The sequence below is a fragment of the Stappia sp. genome, from assembly GCF_048261845.1.
In the GTDB taxonomy this organism is placed as follows: domain Bacteria; phylum Pseudomonadota; class Alphaproteobacteria; order Rhizobiales; family Stappiaceae; genus Stappia.
In genome coordinates this window covers 48,954-65,074 of record NZ_JBLXFR010000001.1, presented here as the reverse complement: position 1 = coordinate 65,074, position 16,121 = coordinate 48,954, and the positions used below count along the sequence as shown (strand labels likewise).

Here is a 16,121-nt window from a genome sequence, read left to right as displayed (position 1 = left end):
GACCGACCATGAGTCATCTGCTCGACAGACTGAACTTCTTCCAGTCGAACGAACTGGAGCGGTTCTCCAACGGCCACGGCCAGGTTACGCGCGAGAACCGTGACTGGGAGGAGACCTACCGGAACCGTTGGCGCCACGACAAGATCGTGCGCTCCACCCACGGCGTGAACTGCACGGGCTCGTGCAGCTGGAAGATCTACGTCAAGTCGGGGATCGTGACCTGGGAGACCCAGCAGACCGATTATCCCCGTACCCGCCCCGACCTCCCCAACCACGAGCCGCGCGGCTGTGCGCGCGGCGCCAGCTACAGTTGGTACCTTTACTCGGCAAACCGGGTGAAGAACCCGCTGGTGCGCGGCCGGCTGATGAGGATCTGGCGCGAGATGCGCCGCACGATGAGCCCGGTCGCGGCCTGGACGCGGCTGCAGAACGACCCCGTCCTGCGCGCCTCCTATGTGGAGAATCGGGGCAAGGGCGGTTTTGTGCGGGCGAGCTGGGACGAGGCGACCGAGCTGGTCGCCGCGGCCAATGCCTACACCACCCGCAAGTATGGCCCCGACCGGGTCTTCGGCTTCTCGCCGATCCCGGCCATGTCGATGGTCAGCTATGCCGCCGGCTCGCGCTATCTGAGCCTGCTCGGCGGCGTCTGCATGTCCTTCTACGACTGGTATTGCGACCTGCCGCCGGCCTCTCCCATGACCTGGGGCGAGCAGACGGACGTTCCGGAATCGGCCGACTGGTACAATGCCGGCTACCTGCTTCTGTGGGGATCGAACGTTCCCCAGACCCGCACACCCGACGCGCATTTCTACACCGAGGCGCGCTATCGCGGCACCAAGTCGGCCGTCATCTGTCCCGACTATTCGGAGGCGGCGAAGTTCGGTGACGTCTGGCTCAACGTCAAGCAGGGCACCGACGCGGCGCTCGGCATGGCCTTCGGGCACGTCATCCTGCGCGAGTTCCATCTCGACCGGCAGGCGGAATATTTCGAGGATTATTGCCGCCAGTATTCCGACATGCCGATGCTGGTGCGTCTGGAGGAGCGCGACGGGCGACTGGTTCCCGGTCGCTTCCTGCGCGCCGACGACCTCGACGGCAAGCTCGGAGAGGCCAACAATCCCGAATGGAAGACCGTCGCCTTCGACGAGAATTCCGGCTCGCTTGTCGCCCCCAACGGGGCCATCGGCTACCGGTGGGGCGAGAAGGGCACCTGGAACCTGGAGGAGCGCGCCGGCGCGGCCGAGACACGCCTTCGCCTGACCTTTGTCGGCGATGAGGACCGCGACGAGGTGGTCGGCGTCGACTTCCCCTATTTCGGCGGCGCGGCCAGCGAGGCCTTTACCACCGGCGACACACGGCCCGACATCCTCACCCGCAATGTGCCGGTGAAGCGGGTGATGACCGCCGATGGCGAGATCGCGGTCGCGACGGTCTTCGACCTGCTTTGCGCCAATTACGGCCTTGATCGGGGGCTCGGTGGCGACTGGGTGACCAGCGACTACGCAGCCGACTGTCCCGGCACGCCGGCCTGGGCGGAGAAGATCACCGGGGTTCCGGCGGACAAGATCGCGCATGTGGCACGGGAATTTGCTTCCAACGCCGAGAAGACCAGGGGCAAATCCATGGTCATCATCGGCGCGGCGATGAACCACTGGTACCACATGGACATGAACTATCGCGGCGTCATCAACATGCTGGTGATGTGCGGTTGTATCGGCCAGTCCGGCGGCGGCTGGGCACACTATGTCGGCCAGGAGAAGCTCCGGCCGCAAACAGGCTGGGCACCGCTCGCCTTCGCCCTCGACTGGGGCCGCCCGCCGCGGCACATGAACTCCACCTCCGCGTGGTACGCACATACCGATCAGTGGCGCTACGAGACGCTGGAGGCGAGCGAGATCCTGTCGCCGACCGCGCCCGAGGGCGACTGGGACGCCAGCATGATCGATTACAACATCCGCGCCGAGCGGATGGGGTGGCTGCCGTCCGCGCCGCAACTGAAGCAGAACCCGCTCGACGTTGCCCGTGCGGCGAAGGAAGCCGGCGTCGAGATCAAGGACTATGTCGCGCGCGGCCTGAAGTCCGGCGAACTGGAAATGGCCTGCGAGGATCCGGACGCGCCGGAGAACTGGCCCCGCAACCTGTTCGTCTGGCGGTCCAACCTGCTGGGTTCCTCTGGCAAGGGGCACGAGTATTTCCTCAAGCACCTGCTCGGCACCGATCACGGCGTCCTGGGCGGCGATCTGAAGGAGGAGGGCAGGCCTCTGCCGAAGGAGGCGCGCTGGCACGACGAGGCACCGCGCGGCAAGCTCGACCTGCTGGTCTGCATCGACTTCCGCATGTCGACCACGGCGGTCTACTCCGACATCGTCCTGCCGACGGCGAGCTGGTACGAGAAGAACGACCTCAACACCTCCGACATGCATCCCTTCATCCATCCGTTGCAGGCGGCGGTGGATCCGGCCTACGAGAGCAAGTCGGACTGGGAGATCTTCAAGGCGATTGCAGCCAAGTTCCAGCAGGTCGCGCCGGAGGTGCTCGGCCGCGAGACCGACATCGTCGCACTGCCGATCCTGCACGACACGCCGGCCGAGATCGCACAGGACCAGGTGAAGGACTGGAAGAAGGGCGAGTGCGACCTGATCCCGGGCAAGACCGCGCCGGCCTTCATCGCTGTCGAACGGGACTATCCGGCGCTGCATGACCGCTTCGTCGCCCTCGGCCCGCTGATGGACAAGGTTGGCAACGGCGGCAAGGGCATTGCCTGGAAGACCGGCCACGAGGTCCAGCACCTGCGCGATCTCAACGGCGTGTGGGAGGAGGGGCCGGCCAAGGGCTGCGCCCGCATCGTCACGGATATCGATGCGACCGAGGTCATCCTCATGCTTGCGCCGGAAACCAACGGCGAGGTGGCGGTCAAGGCATGGCAGGCCCTTTCGGACTTCACCGGCCGCGACCACACCCATCTGGCGCGGCCCAAGGAAGACGAGAAGATCCGCTTCCGCGATATCGCCGCCCAGCCGCGCAAGATCATCTCCTCGCCGACCTGGTCGGGGATCGAGAGCGAAACGGTCTGCTACAATGCCGGCTACACCAACGTCCATGAGCTGATCCCCTGGCGTACGCTGACCGGCCGCCAGCAGCTCTATCAGGATCACTTGTGGATGCGGGCCTTCGGCGAGGGCTTCGTCTCCTACCGGCCGCCGGTCGACCTGAAGACGGTCACCGGGCGCATCAACACGGATGCGCGCGACGGCGAACCGCATCTGGTGCTCAACTTCATCACCCCGCACCAGAAATGGGGCATCCACTCCACCTACAGCGACAACCTCTTGATGCTGACGCTCAACCGCGGCGGCCCGGTGGTGTGGATCAGCGAGACAGACGCGAAGCGGGCCGGGATCAAGGACAATGACTGGGTCGAGGCCTACAACGTCAACGGTGCGTTGACGGCACGTGCGGTCGTCTCGCAGCGCATCAAGGACGGCACGATCTTCATGTACCACGCACAGGAGAAGATCGTGAATACGCCGGGCTCGGAGAAGACCGGCCTGCGCGGCGGCATCCACAATTCGGTCACCCGTGCCGTGCTCAAGCCGACCCACATGATCGGCGGTTATGCCCAGCAATCCTACGGTTTCAACTATTACGGAACCGTCGGCTCCAACCGCGATGAATTCATCGTCCTGAGAAAGATGCGCAAGGTCGACTGGCTCGATGAGCCGGCGTCCGCAGACGCAAGCCACGAGGAGGCCGCCCAATGAGAGTGCGCGCACAGATCGGCATGGTTCTCAATCTCGACAAATGCATCGGCTGCCACACCTGCTCGGTGACCTGCAAGAACGTGTGGACCAGCCGCGAAGGCGTCGAATACGCCTGGTTCAACAATGTCGAGACCAAGCCCGGCACCGGCTATCCCACCGACTGGGAGAACCAGAAGCGCTGGAACGGCGGCTGGGAGCGCACGCGCTCCGGCAAGCTGCGGCCGAGGCAAGGCTCCAAGTGGCGGATCCTGGCGAATATCTTCGCCAATCCGGACCTGCCGGAGATCGACGACTACTACGAGCCGTTCGACTTCGACTACGACCACCTGAAGTCCGCGCCCGAGATGAAAGCCTTCCCGACGGCGCGTCCGCGGTCTGTGATCACGGGCGAGCGGATGGAGAAGATCGAGAAGGGGCCGAACTGGGAGGAAATCCTCGGCGGAGAGTTCTCCAAGCGCGGCGAGGACTACAATTTCGAAGGCATCCAGAAGGAGATCTACGGGGAATACGAGAACACCTTCATGATGTATCTCCCCCGCCTGTGCGAGCACTGCATCAACCCGGCCTGTGCGGCCAGTTGCCCGTCCGGCGCGATCTACAAGCGCGAGGAGGACGGCATCGTCCTGATCGACCAGGAGAAGTGCCGCGGTTGGCGGATGTGCGTGTCCGGCTGCCCCTACAAGAAGGTCTATTACAACTGGTCGACCGGAAAGTCGGAGAAGTGCACGCTCTGCTATCCGCGCATCGAAAGCGGCAATCCGACCGTCTGCTCGGAGACCTGTGTCGGGCGCATCCGCTATCTCGGCGTCATCCTCTATGACGCGGACCGGATCGAGGAGGCCGCGAGCGTCGAGAACCCGATGGATCTTTACGACGCGCAGCTCGGCATCTTCCTCGACCCCAAGGACCCGGCGGTGATCGAGGCGGCGCGCGCCGACGGCATCCCCGAGGACTGGATACGCGCGGCGCGTGAAAGCCCGATCTGGAAGATGGCGATGGAATGGAAGGTCGCCTTCCCGCTGCATCCCGAATACCGGACCCTGCCGATGGTCTGGTACATCCCGCCGCTCTCGCCGATCCAGAACGCCGCCCAGGCCGGCAAGATCGGCGTCGACGGCGCCATGCCCGACGTCCGTTCGCTGCGCATTCCGGTGAAGTATCTGGCCAACATGCTGACGGCGGGCGACGAGGGGCCGGTGGTGCAGGCGCTCGAGCGGATGCTGGCGATGCGCGCCTACATGCGTGCCAAGACCATCGAGGGCGAGCTCGACGAGGGTATCGCCGAGCGCGTCGGTCTCACCGGGCGAATGATCGAGGACATGTACAAGATCATGGCGCTTGCCGACTACGAGGACCGTTTCGTCATCCCCACGACCCATCGCGAGCAGGTCGAGGAAGCCTACGACCTCAAGGGCGGTTGTGGCTTCACCGATGGCAACGGGTGTTCGTCGGGAACCAGCCAGGCGTCGCTGTTCGGCGGCAAGAAGCGTCCGCTGAAGATGCCGACGGAGGTGATGTGATGGACCGCTCGATGAAAGCCCTGTCCCTGGTGCTCAGCTATCCGGGCGAGGAACTGCAGCACGCCATGCCGGAGATTTCGGCGGTCTTCGCTGCCGACACGAGGCTCACGGGCTTGACGCGACGCGGCCTGCGCGACCTCTGCGACATGCTCGCCACAGGCGATATCTACGATCTGCAGGAAGCCTATGTCGGCCTGTTCGATCGCTCCCGCACCTTGTCGCTGAACCTGTTCGAGCACGTTCACGGCGAGAGCCGGGATCGTGGCGGGGCGATGGTCTCGCTTCTGGAGACCTATCGCGCCGCCGGTTTCGAGCCGGCGACGTCCGAATTGCCGGACCACCTTCCGGTGCTGCTGGAGTTCCTGTCGACCCGCCCGGCGGAAGAGGCGAACGAGATCCTCGCCGACGCCGCGCATATCCTGGAAGCCTTGCGTCAGCGCCTCGAACGGCGTGAAAGCGCCTATGCGGCAGCCTTCGAAACCCTGGGACAACTCGCCGGCGCGCGCCCGGACGACACGGCGCTTGCCGGGCTTCTGGCAGAGCCGGAGGTGGATCCCTTCGACCTGGAGGCGCTGGACCGTGTCTGGGAGGAGAGCGAAGTCACCTTCGGTCCCGACCCCAATGCCGGATGTCCGCAGGTGCGGGACATGCTCTCACGCATGGAAGCTCCTGTTTCCGTTCCGCTCGCTCACGGCCACGCGGCTGAATGATGGAGGTCGAGATGCACAATTTCGTATTCGGTATCTATCCCTACATCGCTCTCTCGGTGCTCGCGATCGGCTCGATCGCGCGCTACGAGCGCGATCCCTTCACCTGGAAATCGTCGTCGTCGCAGCTTCTGCGCCGGCGCCAGTTCGTTGTCGGCTCGGTGCTCTTCCATGTCGGTGTGCTGGTGATCTTCTTCGGCCATCTCTTCGGCCTGCTGACGCCGATCTGGGTGTTCGACATGCTCGGCATCAGCCATGGCGCCAAGCAGCTGCTCGCCGTTGTCGTTGGCGGTATCGCCGGCGTGATGGCCCTTGTCGGAGGGGGGATGCTCTTCCACCGGCGCTGGAGCGACCCGCGCATTCGCAAGACGTCCAGCTTTGCCGATATCGCCATCCTGGCGCTGCTGCTCGCCCAGCTTGTGCTGGGTCTTGCGACCATCATCGTCTCGCTTCAGCATCTCGACGGCCACGAGATGACGAAGTTCATGGCCTGGGCGCAGGGGATCTTCACCTTCCAGAAGGATGCGGCCGCGCATATCGCCGACGTCTCGCCGATCTTCAAGCTGCACCTGGCTCTCGGCCTCACGATCTTCCTGGTGTTCCCCTTCACCCGGCTCGTCCACATGCTTTCGGCGCCGCTGCGATATCTGTTGCGGCCGGGCTACCAGATCGTGCGTTCCCGGCGGCAGACACCGCTTGCCGGGCGCAGCACGCGTCACTCCTGAAATGATCCCGACACCGGTGCGGCGGCGACCTGTCGCGGCCGCGCGAACCCTCGGAGAAAGAACATGGCCAATGCCCGTCGTACAGTGATCGCCGTGAAAGGGGTCACGGTTGAAGGAGAGGAACACGCGGCCGAGCCGTTCATGCGCGAGATCGTCGTCAACGGCGAGCGCCTGCCGGTCGCGACGATCGGAACGGAAGCGCAGAACCATCCGGTCTCGGGCGGATCGCCAAGGGCCGCCTGGCAGCGTGCCGCCGAGGCGCTCGCCATCCGCACCCTGTTGCTGCAGGAAGCGGCGCGCCGGGACATCGTCACGGAACAGCGTGAGGTCGGCCCCGGGCGCTACGAGACGGATGAGGAGGCGCGCATCCGGGCGCTTCTCGACCTGGCGGTGGAAGCCGCATTGCCCGAAGATGCGGCGGTTCGCCAGGAATGGGAACGCGATCCCTCGCGCTTCCGGTCGCCGCCGTTGTGGGAAGTCTCGCATATCCTTTGCGCCTGCGAGCAGGGAGACAAGACGGGGGCGGCGATCGCCCGTGACCGGGCACGCCGGCTTTGCGCCGAGGCGCTGGCCGATCCAGCCGGCTTTGCAAGGCTTGCCGCGCGGGAAAGCGACTGTGGCTCGCGATCCGGTGGCGGTGCCCTCGGCCAGCTCGGCCCCGGCGATACCGTGCCGGAATTCGAGGCGGCGCTGCGTCTTCTTGGCGACGGGGAGATCACGGCGGAGCCGGTGGCCACACGGCACGGTTATCATGTGATCCGTCTCGACGCGCTGGCGGAAGGCAAGGTCCTTCCCTACGAGGCCGTGGCTCCCAAAATCGCTGCCGCAATGGAAAAGGCATCCTGGGCGCGCGCCGCCCGGGACTTTGTCGCGGAGCTCGTGGCCACGGCCGAAATTTCCGGCGTCGATCTTTCCGCCCGGAGTGCCTGAGGCGGCGCTCTGATCTCATTATGGAGGTCCCGCATGCTCAATGACCTGCTCAGGCGAAATGGCGAATGGTCGGCGCAGCGCAATGCGCAGGAGCCCGGTTATTTCGCCCGGCTCGCTATCCGACAGTCGCCGGAATTCTTCTGGATAGGGTGCTCGGACAGCCGGGTTCCGGCCAATGTCGTGGCCGGTCTTGATCCCGGCGAAGTCTTTGTCCACCGCAACGTCGCCAATGTGGTGCATTCCTCGGACATGAACCTTCTGAGCGCGCTGGAATTCGCCGTCGACACGCTCGGCATCCGCGAGATCATCGTCTGCGGGCATTATGGCTGCGGCGGCGTCAAGGCCGCGACGGAAGGCCTGCCGCACGGGCTTGCGGACCACTGGCTCGAGCCGATCCGCCGTCTGGCGCGCGCTTATGCGATCGACCTTGCCCGCGCCGGGTCGATCGAGGACCGGCGCGACCGGCTGGCCGAGCTCAACGTCATCGAGGGTGTCCGCCGGGTGTCGGAAACGCCGATCCTGCAACGCGCCTGGGCGCGGGGCGACGGCATCAATGTTCACGGCCTCATCTACGGCCTCAAGGACGGGCTCCTGCGCGATCTGGACTGCACGGTCGCGCTGGCTCACTTCAACCCGGAGGTGGCTTCATGAAGACCCTGCATCGGCTTGAAAGGCCGGGATGCGGTTGCGGTGAGAACGAGGCGGGCGACGGCCTCCTGTCACTCGACGAGGCGCTGGCCCGGATCGCGGGGACATCGGGCGCGGTCGAGGAGGTCGAGATCGTCCCGCTACAGCGGGCCCGAGGCCGGGTTCTGGCCGAACCGGTCGTTTCCTCCACCCTGTCGCCTCCGTTCGACAATGCCGCGATGGACGGCTACGCGCTTTCTGCGGGCGCGCTCGAGGGCGACGGTCCATGGGTCCTGCCGGTGGGCGGTTGCATCGCCGCCGGCCATGCCCCGAGCGATGTGGTGCGCCGGGGCACTGCGGTGCAGGTGCTGACCGGTGCGCCCTTGCCGAAGGGGACGGACACGGTCGTCATGCAGGAACATGTGCTGCGCGAGGGCGGCCGCATCGTCCTTCGCCATCGCCCGGACGTGGGCGCCCATATCCGCCCGGCCGGCGAAGACATGATGCCCGGCCAGGTGATCATGGAGGCCGGAACCCGCCTCGGGCCGCGAGAGATCGCCGCCGCAGCAGCGGCAGGCGCTGGATCGCTCCGCGTGCGCCGCAAGCTCAGGGTCGTGATCCTTGCCACGGGCGATGAATTGTGTCCGGCCGGCGATCCGCTTGCCGGGGCTCATGTTTGGGACGTCAATTCGCCGATGCTGGCGGCGGCCATTTCCGGCGAGGATGTCGAGGTTCTGCTGGCCCGCCACGAAGGGGATGCCCTGGGCCCGCTCAAGGCGCGACTGGCAGGTCTGGCGGAGACGGCCGATATCATCGTCACGACCGGAGGCGTATCGGTCGGTTCCGCCGACCTCGTCCGTCCGGCCATGGCCGCTCTTGGCGGTGAGACCGTCTTCGCCGGTGTTGCCATCAAGCCGGGAAAGCCCGTGGTTTTCGGGCGCCTCGGCAAGGCCTTCTGGCTCGGACTGCCGGGCAACCCTCTGGCTGCGTTCACGACCTGGATGCTGTTCGGGAACCGGCTGCTGGAGTGCCTTGCGGGGGTTTCGGTGCCGCGCGCCGTCAGGCGTCACGTGGTGGCCGGGACGAGGCTCCGCCACAAACCCGGTCGCTGCGAGCTGCGGCTCGCCCGCCTTGCCGGGTTCGATGGGCTCGGCCGCGAAGTGATCCTGTGTCCCGACGTGACCAATTCCGCCCGGGTGTCGCTGCTTCCGGCGGCGGACGGGCTGGTGCTGATCCCGGCCGAGGTCGAGTCAATCTCGGAAGGAGAACTGCTCGAATTCGTGCAATTTTGCGCAAAATAGGGAGTTTTTTTATGAAACTTGGATTCGCGATATCGCCCGGGCGCGGAGATGTGGACCTGCTTCTGGCCGGTCTCGCCGAGGCCTTGCAGGCGGATGGCCTGAGGGTTTGCGGGACGGTCCAGATCAATTCGGAACGGCCGGATGACGGCCCCTGCGACATGGATGTCAGGGTGTTGCCCGAAGGGCCTGTGATCCGCATTTCCCAGTCGCTCGGCAAGGCGTCGCGTGGCTGCCGGCTCGATCCGGACGCGCTGGAGAGCGCCGTCGGACTTGTAGCCGCGCGGCTTGCTGCCGGAGCGGATGTCCTGATCATAAACAAGTTCGGCAAGCACGAGGCGGAAGGACGCGGTTTCCGCGACCTGATCGCCGAGGCGCTTGTCCGGGAAATCCCCGTTCTGGTGGGGCTGAACCGCTTGAACGTGCCGGCCTTCCAGGAGTTCTGCGGCGGCCTTGCCGTCGAACTGCCGCCACGCACCGCGGATCTTGCCGCATGGGTCCGGGAGGCGGCGGGCACTCAGGACGGACGCCGTTCCGTGCGCATCAGGCCGACACCGCAAATGGCGATCAGCGCGGCGCCGGCGAGCGTCAGCGGGCGCGGGGCCGCCTGAAAGAGGACGAGATCGAACAGGGCTGCCCAGATGACGGCCGAATAGCGCGTTGCCGCGACCAGCGTCGAGCGGCGGGCCCGCGTCGCCGAGGCGATCAGCAGGTTGCTGAGGATGTAGAAGCCGATCATCGCAGCGAGGATGCCGCTCTCGCCGACTTGCAGCGGACGCCATTCGGTGATGGCACCGAGCCCCAGGGCAAGGATCAGCGCCGCGATGCTGGCGCTGAAGGACAGCTCCAGGCTGGAGGCGTCCGATGCCCGCCGGCTGGTGACGAGGTCGCGCGTCACGTAGAACGCGGCCGAGACGATCGCAAAGAGCGCGCCCTTCGCGCTTCCCGCCAACGCCGGCCCCGTCGCCATCATGGCGCCGGCAAACCCGACCAGCAGCAGGATCCGGCCGCGCGGGCTGAGCGGCTCTCCGGCCAGCACCCAGTTCGCCGCCATCACGCCGATGGGGATCGTCATCATCACGGTGGCGATGAAGCTGAGCGAGGCGAGCGTCAGCGCATGCATCAGGCAGACGGTCGCCAGCGCCTCGAGGGCGGCACGCGCGATCACCGCCGGCGGCGGGCGGCGCAGCCCGCGCCGGATCATCACCGGCAGCAGGACGACCACGGTGCCCACGGCGCGCAGCAGGATGAGCTGGCTCGTCGGCATCGTCGCCAGCAGCTTGACGCAGGCATTGTTGACGACGCCGGCGCCAACGGCGAACAGCCCTTCGACAAGGGCGCGCTTCTCGTCCGGCGCCGGTCGTTGCGGGGCCGCCGTCACCGTGACCGGTGCGGTTGGCACGTCTGCCTTGCGGCTCATGAATGCTCCGGAGCTGGAGGCGGGGGCGGAGGTCAATCCCGGGGAAAGGCGGCTTTCGCGGCGGCGACGAACTCTTTTGCGGTGCCGGCCAGCGTGTCGGGATCGATGCCCGGCCGGTAGAGTGCACCGCCAATGCCGAACCCGTCGGCGCCGGCCTTTCGCCAGCCGGCGATCGAAGCGGCATCGACACCGCCGACCGGCAGCAGCAATGCGTCCTTCGGCATCACGCTGCGCCAGGCCTTCAGCGCACCCATGCCGATGGTGTCGGCAGGGAAGAGCTTCAGCCCGTCGACCCCCTGGCGCAGGGCGGCGAAGGCCTCGGAAGGCGTGGCAACGCCGGGCAAGGTAGCGAGGCCGAGGCGCTGTGCCTCCTCGACGACATCGGCGGCATAGTTCGGCGCGACCATCAGCCGGCCTCCCGCGTCGGCAAGGCGTTGGCAGTCGGCCAGTTCGGTGACGGTTCCGGCGCCGATCGCCGCCTTGTCGCCATAGGCGCCAGCCAGGCGTTCGATGCTGGCGAACGGGTCGGGCGAGTTCAGCGGTACTTCTATGGCGCGGAAACCGGCATCATACAGGATCGCGGCGACGTCGAGGATTTCGTCCTCCCGGACACCGCGCAGGATCGCGATGAGCGGACAGGCGGCGAGAGCGTCATGCAGCGTCATGTCGGGTCCCCTTTCCGGCGGCAAGAATGGCGCGTGCCCCGTCGATGGCGGCATTTTCGCTGCCGGCGATGATCTCAAGCCCGAAATGGCGGGCGACATCGGCATAACGCCGGTTGAGCCCGTCATTTCCGACAATTCCGATGCGGTCGCCTTCCGCGAAGAAGCCGCAGGTCCGCGCCTGGCGGAATTCCTGGGCAATCAGCAGGCCGGAGACATAGTCGCGAATGTCGCCGGCGGCGAGTTCTCCGGCCAGCATGCCGGTGCGCGCCGAAAACACCAGTGACAGCATGGCCTCGCCGTCGACCGTGCCCGTCGCGCCTTCGGCGATGCCGCGTTGGAAGGCGGCGGGAACCTCGTCCGCTCCGGTGTCCGAACCGGCAGCCCGCGCGATGAAGGAATGCTGGACAAGCAGCGCGTAGAGTTCACCCGTCACGAAGGTGCGAAAGCCGGAAATGCGGCCGCCGGCGACGCGCGCCCATTTGCTGTGCGTGCCGGGAAGCACGATCGTCGCGTCCTTCCCAAGGCCGAAGCCGACGATCTGGGTTTCCTCTCCGCGCATGACATCCGGAAACGGCTTTCGGGCCGGATCGTTGATGCCCGGCAGCAGGATCACGGAAGACCCGTTGGCAAGCTGCCGTCTCACCGCGCCGCCTGCAAGGTCGTCGACCGTGCAGGGACAGGGAACATAGGGCACCTCGATCCAGCCGTTGCGGCTGGTCACCATGCCGACGAGCACGATGTCGAGAGCACCTTCCGCCGCGAGCCAGGGGGCGAGCAGGCGCAGCAATGTCGCCTCGAACGCGCCCTTGTCGACGAACTGTATGCCGTCGCCGGTCTCGAGCCGCTCGCGTATCACCCCGTCGGGCGACAGGAGCACCGCGCGAAACGAGGTCGTGCCCCAGTCGACGACGACATGTGCTGCAGGCAATTCCGGAATGGAGGGCATGAAGGTCCTTTCGGGCACGGTGTGGCGCGAGAGCATTGATGCTTGTCTTAGCCCGAGAAACAAGATAGTGTCAATTTATGAAACATAGTCTCACATGTTGGACAATCAAATGACGAGCACACTTTCCGGCATTCTCCCGGTTCTTCCGACCCCCTTCACCGATGCGGGGGAGGTCGATGCGTCGGCAATGCGACGTCTGCTGCGCTTTGCGCTCGACTGCGGTGTCGATGGCGTCGTGTTTCCGGGATTTGCCAGCGAAGTGGAAAAGCTCGACGGCGCTGAGCGCTCGCGGTTGCTTGCGATCGTGGCGGAGGAGGTCGGCGGACGCGTTCCGATCATTGCCGGTGCCAGTGCGGGATCGGTCGCTCAGGTGATCGAGCACGGGCGCGCGGCTGCGGCGGTTGGCGTCCATCACCTGATGATCCACCCGCCGGTGGCGGTCGGCTCTGAGGCAGCAGCGGTAACGGCCTTCATGGCCGAGGTCGCGGCCGGGCTTCCCGACGCGCGCATCGTGCTTCAGAACGCTCCGGCGCCGCGCGGCTCGGATATCTCGCCCGAGGCGCTTGTCGTCATCGCCAGGGCGGTGCCGCAGGTTGTCTATATCAAGGAGGAGACCCTGCCTGCCGGACCGGCAATCTCCCATCTGGTCGCGCACGGACCGGAGACGCTCGCCGGGATCATCGGCGGAGGCGGCGCGCGCTATATCCTGGACGAGTATGCGCGCGGGGCCTGCGCGGCCATGCCGGCAATCGAGATTGTCGACGAGCATGTCGCGATGGACCGGGCCTGGCGCGCCGGTCGCCGCGACGAGGCGCGCGCGATCTATGTGCGGACCCTGCCGCTGCTGACGCTTCAGGCGGTCTATCGGATGCGCCTGACCAAGCATGTCATGAGCCGGCGCGGCATCCTTGAAAACACCATCGTGCGGGCGCCGACGCCGGAGCTGGATGCGCAGGCCATTGCCGACATCGATGCCAATCTGGCCGAACTCGGATTGGTCGACGTGCCGCTGGCGGCCCGGGGAGGGCGCCAATGAACGACGTCGTTCGCACCATCGAGGTTTTCGCGCTGACGCAGACGCGCGACACGCCCTATCTGGGAGCCTCGCGCCCGGGCGAAGAGCCCAATGCGCGTGGCTATCTGGTGCGCAAGGGAAACCGGACGGTCTACCCGACCTTCGACCGCAGCGTGCTCTTGCGGATCGAGACAAGGGACGGTGTCGTGGGTTGGGGCGAGACATACGGGCTCGTGGCGCCCGGCGCCGTGGCCGAGATCGTCAGGGACCTGCTTGCCGACTTCACCATCGGGCGGGATCCGTCCGATCCCTCCGCGATCCATGACGACCTCTACGACCTGATGCGCGTGCGCGGCTATACCGGCGGCTTCTACGTCGATGCCCTTGCCGCCATCGACATCGCGCTTTGGGACATTGCCGGCCGCATCGCGGGGCGTCCGGTCTTCGAACTCCTCGGCGGCGCGCGGCGGATGACGATCCCGGCCTATGTGTCCGGCCTGCCGGAAAAGACGGCGGATGCCCGGGCGGCGCTTGCCGTGTCCTGGCAGGAGCGCGGCTTCGATGCCTTCAAGTTCGCCACGCCGGTCGCCGATGACGGTCCGGCAGCGGAGATGGAGAGCTTGCGCGCGGCGCTCGGACCAAACGCGCGGATCGCTGCCGACATGCACTGGAACCAGAGTGCCGAGGAGGCGCTGGCGCTGATTGAGGCTATGAAACCGCACGGGCTGTGGTTCGCCGAGGCGCCGGTGCGCACGGAGGACATCGCCGCGCTGGAACAGGTCTCGAAGGGCACCGACGTGCCGATCGCCGTCGGCGAGGAATGGCGCACGGTCTGGGACATGCGCCACCGGATCGAGCGCTGCCGGATTTCCATCGTCCAGCCGGAGATGGGGCACAAGGGGATCACCAACTTCGTCCGTATTGGCGCGCTGGCCGCCGAACGGGGCATCGACGTGCTGCCGCACGCGACCATCGGTGCGGGGATATTCCTCGCCGCCAGCCTGCAGGCGAGCGCCACCCTGCCGACGCTTGTCGGCCACGAGTTCCAGCATTCGATTTTCGAGCCGAACCGACGCCTTCTCGCCGGTGACATGGATTGCAGGGAGGGTGCCTATCATCTGCCGACCGGAGCGGGGCTCGGTGTCAGGCCATCGGAGGAAGCGCTGCGCCTCATGCAGCGGATCTAGAAAAACCAAGTGGAGGAAACGCAAATGACCAAATTCTTCGGACGATCCGTCAAGTCCCTGACGATTGCCGCCATGCTGTCGGCGACCATGCTGTCGCCGGCGCTGGCCGACACGACGCTCAAGTTCGTCTCATGGCAGGTGGACGATGCCGGTACCGGCGACTGGTGGAAGGCGGCGATCGCTGCTTTCGAGGAAGGCCATCCCGGCGTCAAGGTCGAGTTCACCAAGGTCGAGCGCGGCGCCTATGCCGACACGATGACGACATTGTTCGCCGGCGGCCAGCCGCCGCATATCGTGCATCTGGCCTCGTTCGAGTATCAGTCCTTCGCCGAGAACGGCTGGATGGAGAACCTTGGTCCCTGGCTCGAGAAGGACGGCATCGACACCACCGGCTGGGCCGGCCAGGGCAAGTGCATGTGGAACGGCGAGACCGCCTGCATCATGCTGAACTATTTCGGGTTCATCATGGCCTACAACAAGGCGATCCTCGAAAAGGAGGGCCTCGCGGTCCCGACAAGCTATGAGGAATTCCTCGACGTGGCGCGCAAGACCACGAAGGACCTCAACGGCGACGGCATCACCGACCAGTTCGGCACGGGTCATGAGACCAAGGGCGGCGCCGGCCAGTATCTGACCGAGATGCTGAGCTACGTCCTCGACGCGGGTGCCTACTGGACCGATGCCGACGGCAAGATCACCATCGACACGCCGGAGATGGTCGAGGGACTGACCCGCTGGAAGACCGTCGTCAAGGAAGGCCTGACCCCGGTCGACATGTCGGCCGGCGACATCCGCAAGCTCTTCGCCGACGGCAAGGTGGCGCTCCGGCTCGACGGCCCCTGGCTCTACGGAACGATGCAGAAGGGCGCGGCCGCGGCCGATACCGTCGTTGCGGTTCCGCCCTTCAGCCCGCCGGTCGGCGGCTCGTCCAACGTGCTCGGCATGGCAAGCGAGATCTCCGACGAGGAGAAGGCACTCGTCTGGGACTTCGTCAAGCTGGTGATGTCGCCGGAATGGCAGCGCAAATACGCGACCATCGGCAAGAACACGCCGCCGAGCCCGGCGGCCGACGTCTCCGGCGTCGAGCAGGAGGTGCCGCATTTCCCGCTGCTCATCGAGACGATGAAGGCAGCCGCAGCCGCCAATATCGATCGCATCCCGACCGGCCTGGAGATCCAGTACAACGAGTTCGGCAAGATGGTGCAGGAAGAGGTGCAGCGCATGCTGATCGAGGATCTCGATCCGGCGGATGTCGTCAAGACGATGCAGGCCCGTGCCGAAGCCATCCAGAAGGGCTGAGTTCCCGCTGCGACGACCGGC

The 16,121-nt window shown here is 66.1% G+C and carries 14 protein-coding genes; 11 read left to right on the top strand and 3 right to left on the bottom strand.

The genetic code is table 11. The annotated features are described in order from the left end of the window. Nucleotides 1-8 precede the first annotated feature (8 nt). From ACN0T5_RS00305 to ACN0T5_RS00270, 8 genes are all read left to right on the top strand, one after another. Entirely contained in the window at nt 9-3,761 is a 3,753-nt protein-coding gene (locus tag ACN0T5_RS00305) for a nitrate reductase subunit alpha (protein WP_417766617.1), read from the top strand. Further along, on the top strand, nt 3,758-5,281 hold the full coding sequence (gene narH / locus ACN0T5_RS00300; RefSeq protein ID WP_417766616.1) for a nitrate reductase subunit beta: 1,524 nt from the start codon (nt 3,758-3,760) through the stop codon (nt 5,279-5,281). The genes ACN0T5_RS00305 and narH overlap by 4 nt, the downstream gene beginning before the upstream one ends. Beyond that, nucleotides 5,281-5,991 (top strand): nitrate reductase molybdenum cofactor assembly chaperone, encoded by a 711-nt coding sequence (narJ, locus tag ACN0T5_RS00295; RefSeq protein ID WP_417766615.1) that lies wholly within the window; start codon nt 5,281-5,283, stop codon nt 5,989-5,991. Before narH ends, narJ begins: the two co-directional genes overlap by 1 nt. A gap of 11 nt (nt 5,992-6,002) precedes the next feature. Then, entirely contained in the window at nt 6,003-6,713 is a 711-nt protein-coding gene (gene narI / locus ACN0T5_RS00290; protein WP_417766614.1) for a respiratory nitrate reductase subunit gamma, read from the top strand. Nucleotides 6,714-6,776: 63 nt separating this feature from the next. Further along, on the top strand, nt 6,777-7,643 hold the full coding sequence (locus ACN0T5_RS00285) for a peptidylprolyl isomerase (protein ID WP_417766613.1): 867 nt from the start codon (nt 6,777-6,779) through the stop codon (nt 7,641-7,643). 33 nt (nt 7,644-7,676) lie between these two features. Next, on the top strand, nt 7,677-8,294 hold the full coding sequence (locus ACN0T5_RS00280) for a carbonic anhydrase (RefSeq protein ID WP_417766612.1): 618 nt from the start codon (nt 7,677-7,679) through the stop codon (nt 8,292-8,294). Next, complete coding sequence (glp, locus tag ACN0T5_RS00275; protein ID WP_417766611.1) at nt 8,291-9,571, top strand: gephyrin-like molybdotransferase Glp; 1,281 nt, start codon at nt 8,291-8,293, stop codon at nt 9,569-9,571. Before ACN0T5_RS00280 ends, glp begins: the two co-directional genes overlap by 4 nt. 11 nt (nt 9,572-9,582) lie before the next feature. Then, nucleotides 9,583-10,179, top strand: coding sequence for a DUF2478 domain-containing protein (locus ACN0T5_RS00270; protein WP_417766610.1), 597 nt, complete (start codon nt 9,583-9,585; stop codon nt 10,177-10,179). On the opposite strand, the gene ACN0T5_RS00265 is transcribed toward ACN0T5_RS00270, so the two are convergent. From ACN0T5_RS00265 to ACN0T5_RS00255, 3 genes are read right to left on the bottom strand one after another with little or no spacing between them, the layout of a single operon-like run. After that, complete coding sequence (locus tag ACN0T5_RS00265; protein WP_417766609.1) at nt 10,086-10,988, bottom strand: DMT family transporter; 903 nt, start codon at nt 10,986-10,988, stop codon at nt 10,086-10,088. The two genes, ACN0T5_RS00270 and ACN0T5_RS00265, sit on opposite strands and share 94 nt — an antisense overlap. 32 nt (nt 10,989-11,020) lie before the next feature. Then, a complete protein-coding gene (locus ACN0T5_RS00260; RefSeq protein ID WP_417766608.1) occupies nt 11,021-11,653 on the bottom strand; it encodes a 2-dehydro-3-deoxy-6-phosphogalactonate aldolase in 633 nt (210 codons plus the stop codon). Further along, the gene (locus ACN0T5_RS00255; protein WP_417766607.1) at nt 11,640-12,635 is read right to left on the bottom strand and encodes a 2-dehydro-3-deoxygalactonokinase; all 996 of its coding nucleotides are present in this window, start codon (nt 12,633-12,635) and stop codon (nt 11,640-11,642) included. The genes ACN0T5_RS00260 and ACN0T5_RS00255 overlap by 14 nt, the downstream gene beginning before the upstream one ends. 73 nt (nt 12,636-12,708) lie before the next feature. Between ACN0T5_RS00255 and ACN0T5_RS00250 the strand changes: the two genes are divergently transcribed. Genes ACN0T5_RS00250 through ACN0T5_RS00240 form a run of 3 tightly spaced genes read left to right on the top strand, consistent with a single transcriptional unit; the run spans nt 12,709 to nt 16,100 of the window. Further along, nucleotides 12,709-13,635: a dihydrodipicolinate synthase family protein gene (locus tag ACN0T5_RS00250; protein WP_417766606.1), complete on the top strand. Its 927-nt coding sequence runs from the start codon at nt 12,709-12,711 to the stop codon at nt 13,633-13,635. Further along, the gene (locus tag ACN0T5_RS00245; protein WP_417766605.1) at nt 13,632-14,801 is read left to right on the top strand and encodes a mandelate racemase/muconate lactonizing enzyme family protein; all 1,170 of its coding nucleotides are present in this window, start codon (nt 13,632-13,634) and stop codon (nt 14,799-14,801) included. The genes ACN0T5_RS00250 and ACN0T5_RS00245 overlap by 4 nt, the downstream gene beginning before the upstream one ends. A gap of 24 nt (nt 14,802-14,825) precedes the next feature. Continuing rightward, the gene (locus ACN0T5_RS00240; RefSeq protein WP_417766604.1) at nt 14,826-16,100 is read left to right on the top strand and encodes an ABC transporter substrate-binding protein; all 1,275 of its coding nucleotides are present in this window, start codon (nt 14,826-14,828) and stop codon (nt 16,098-16,100) included. Nucleotides 16,101-16,121: the final 21 nt, after the last annotated feature.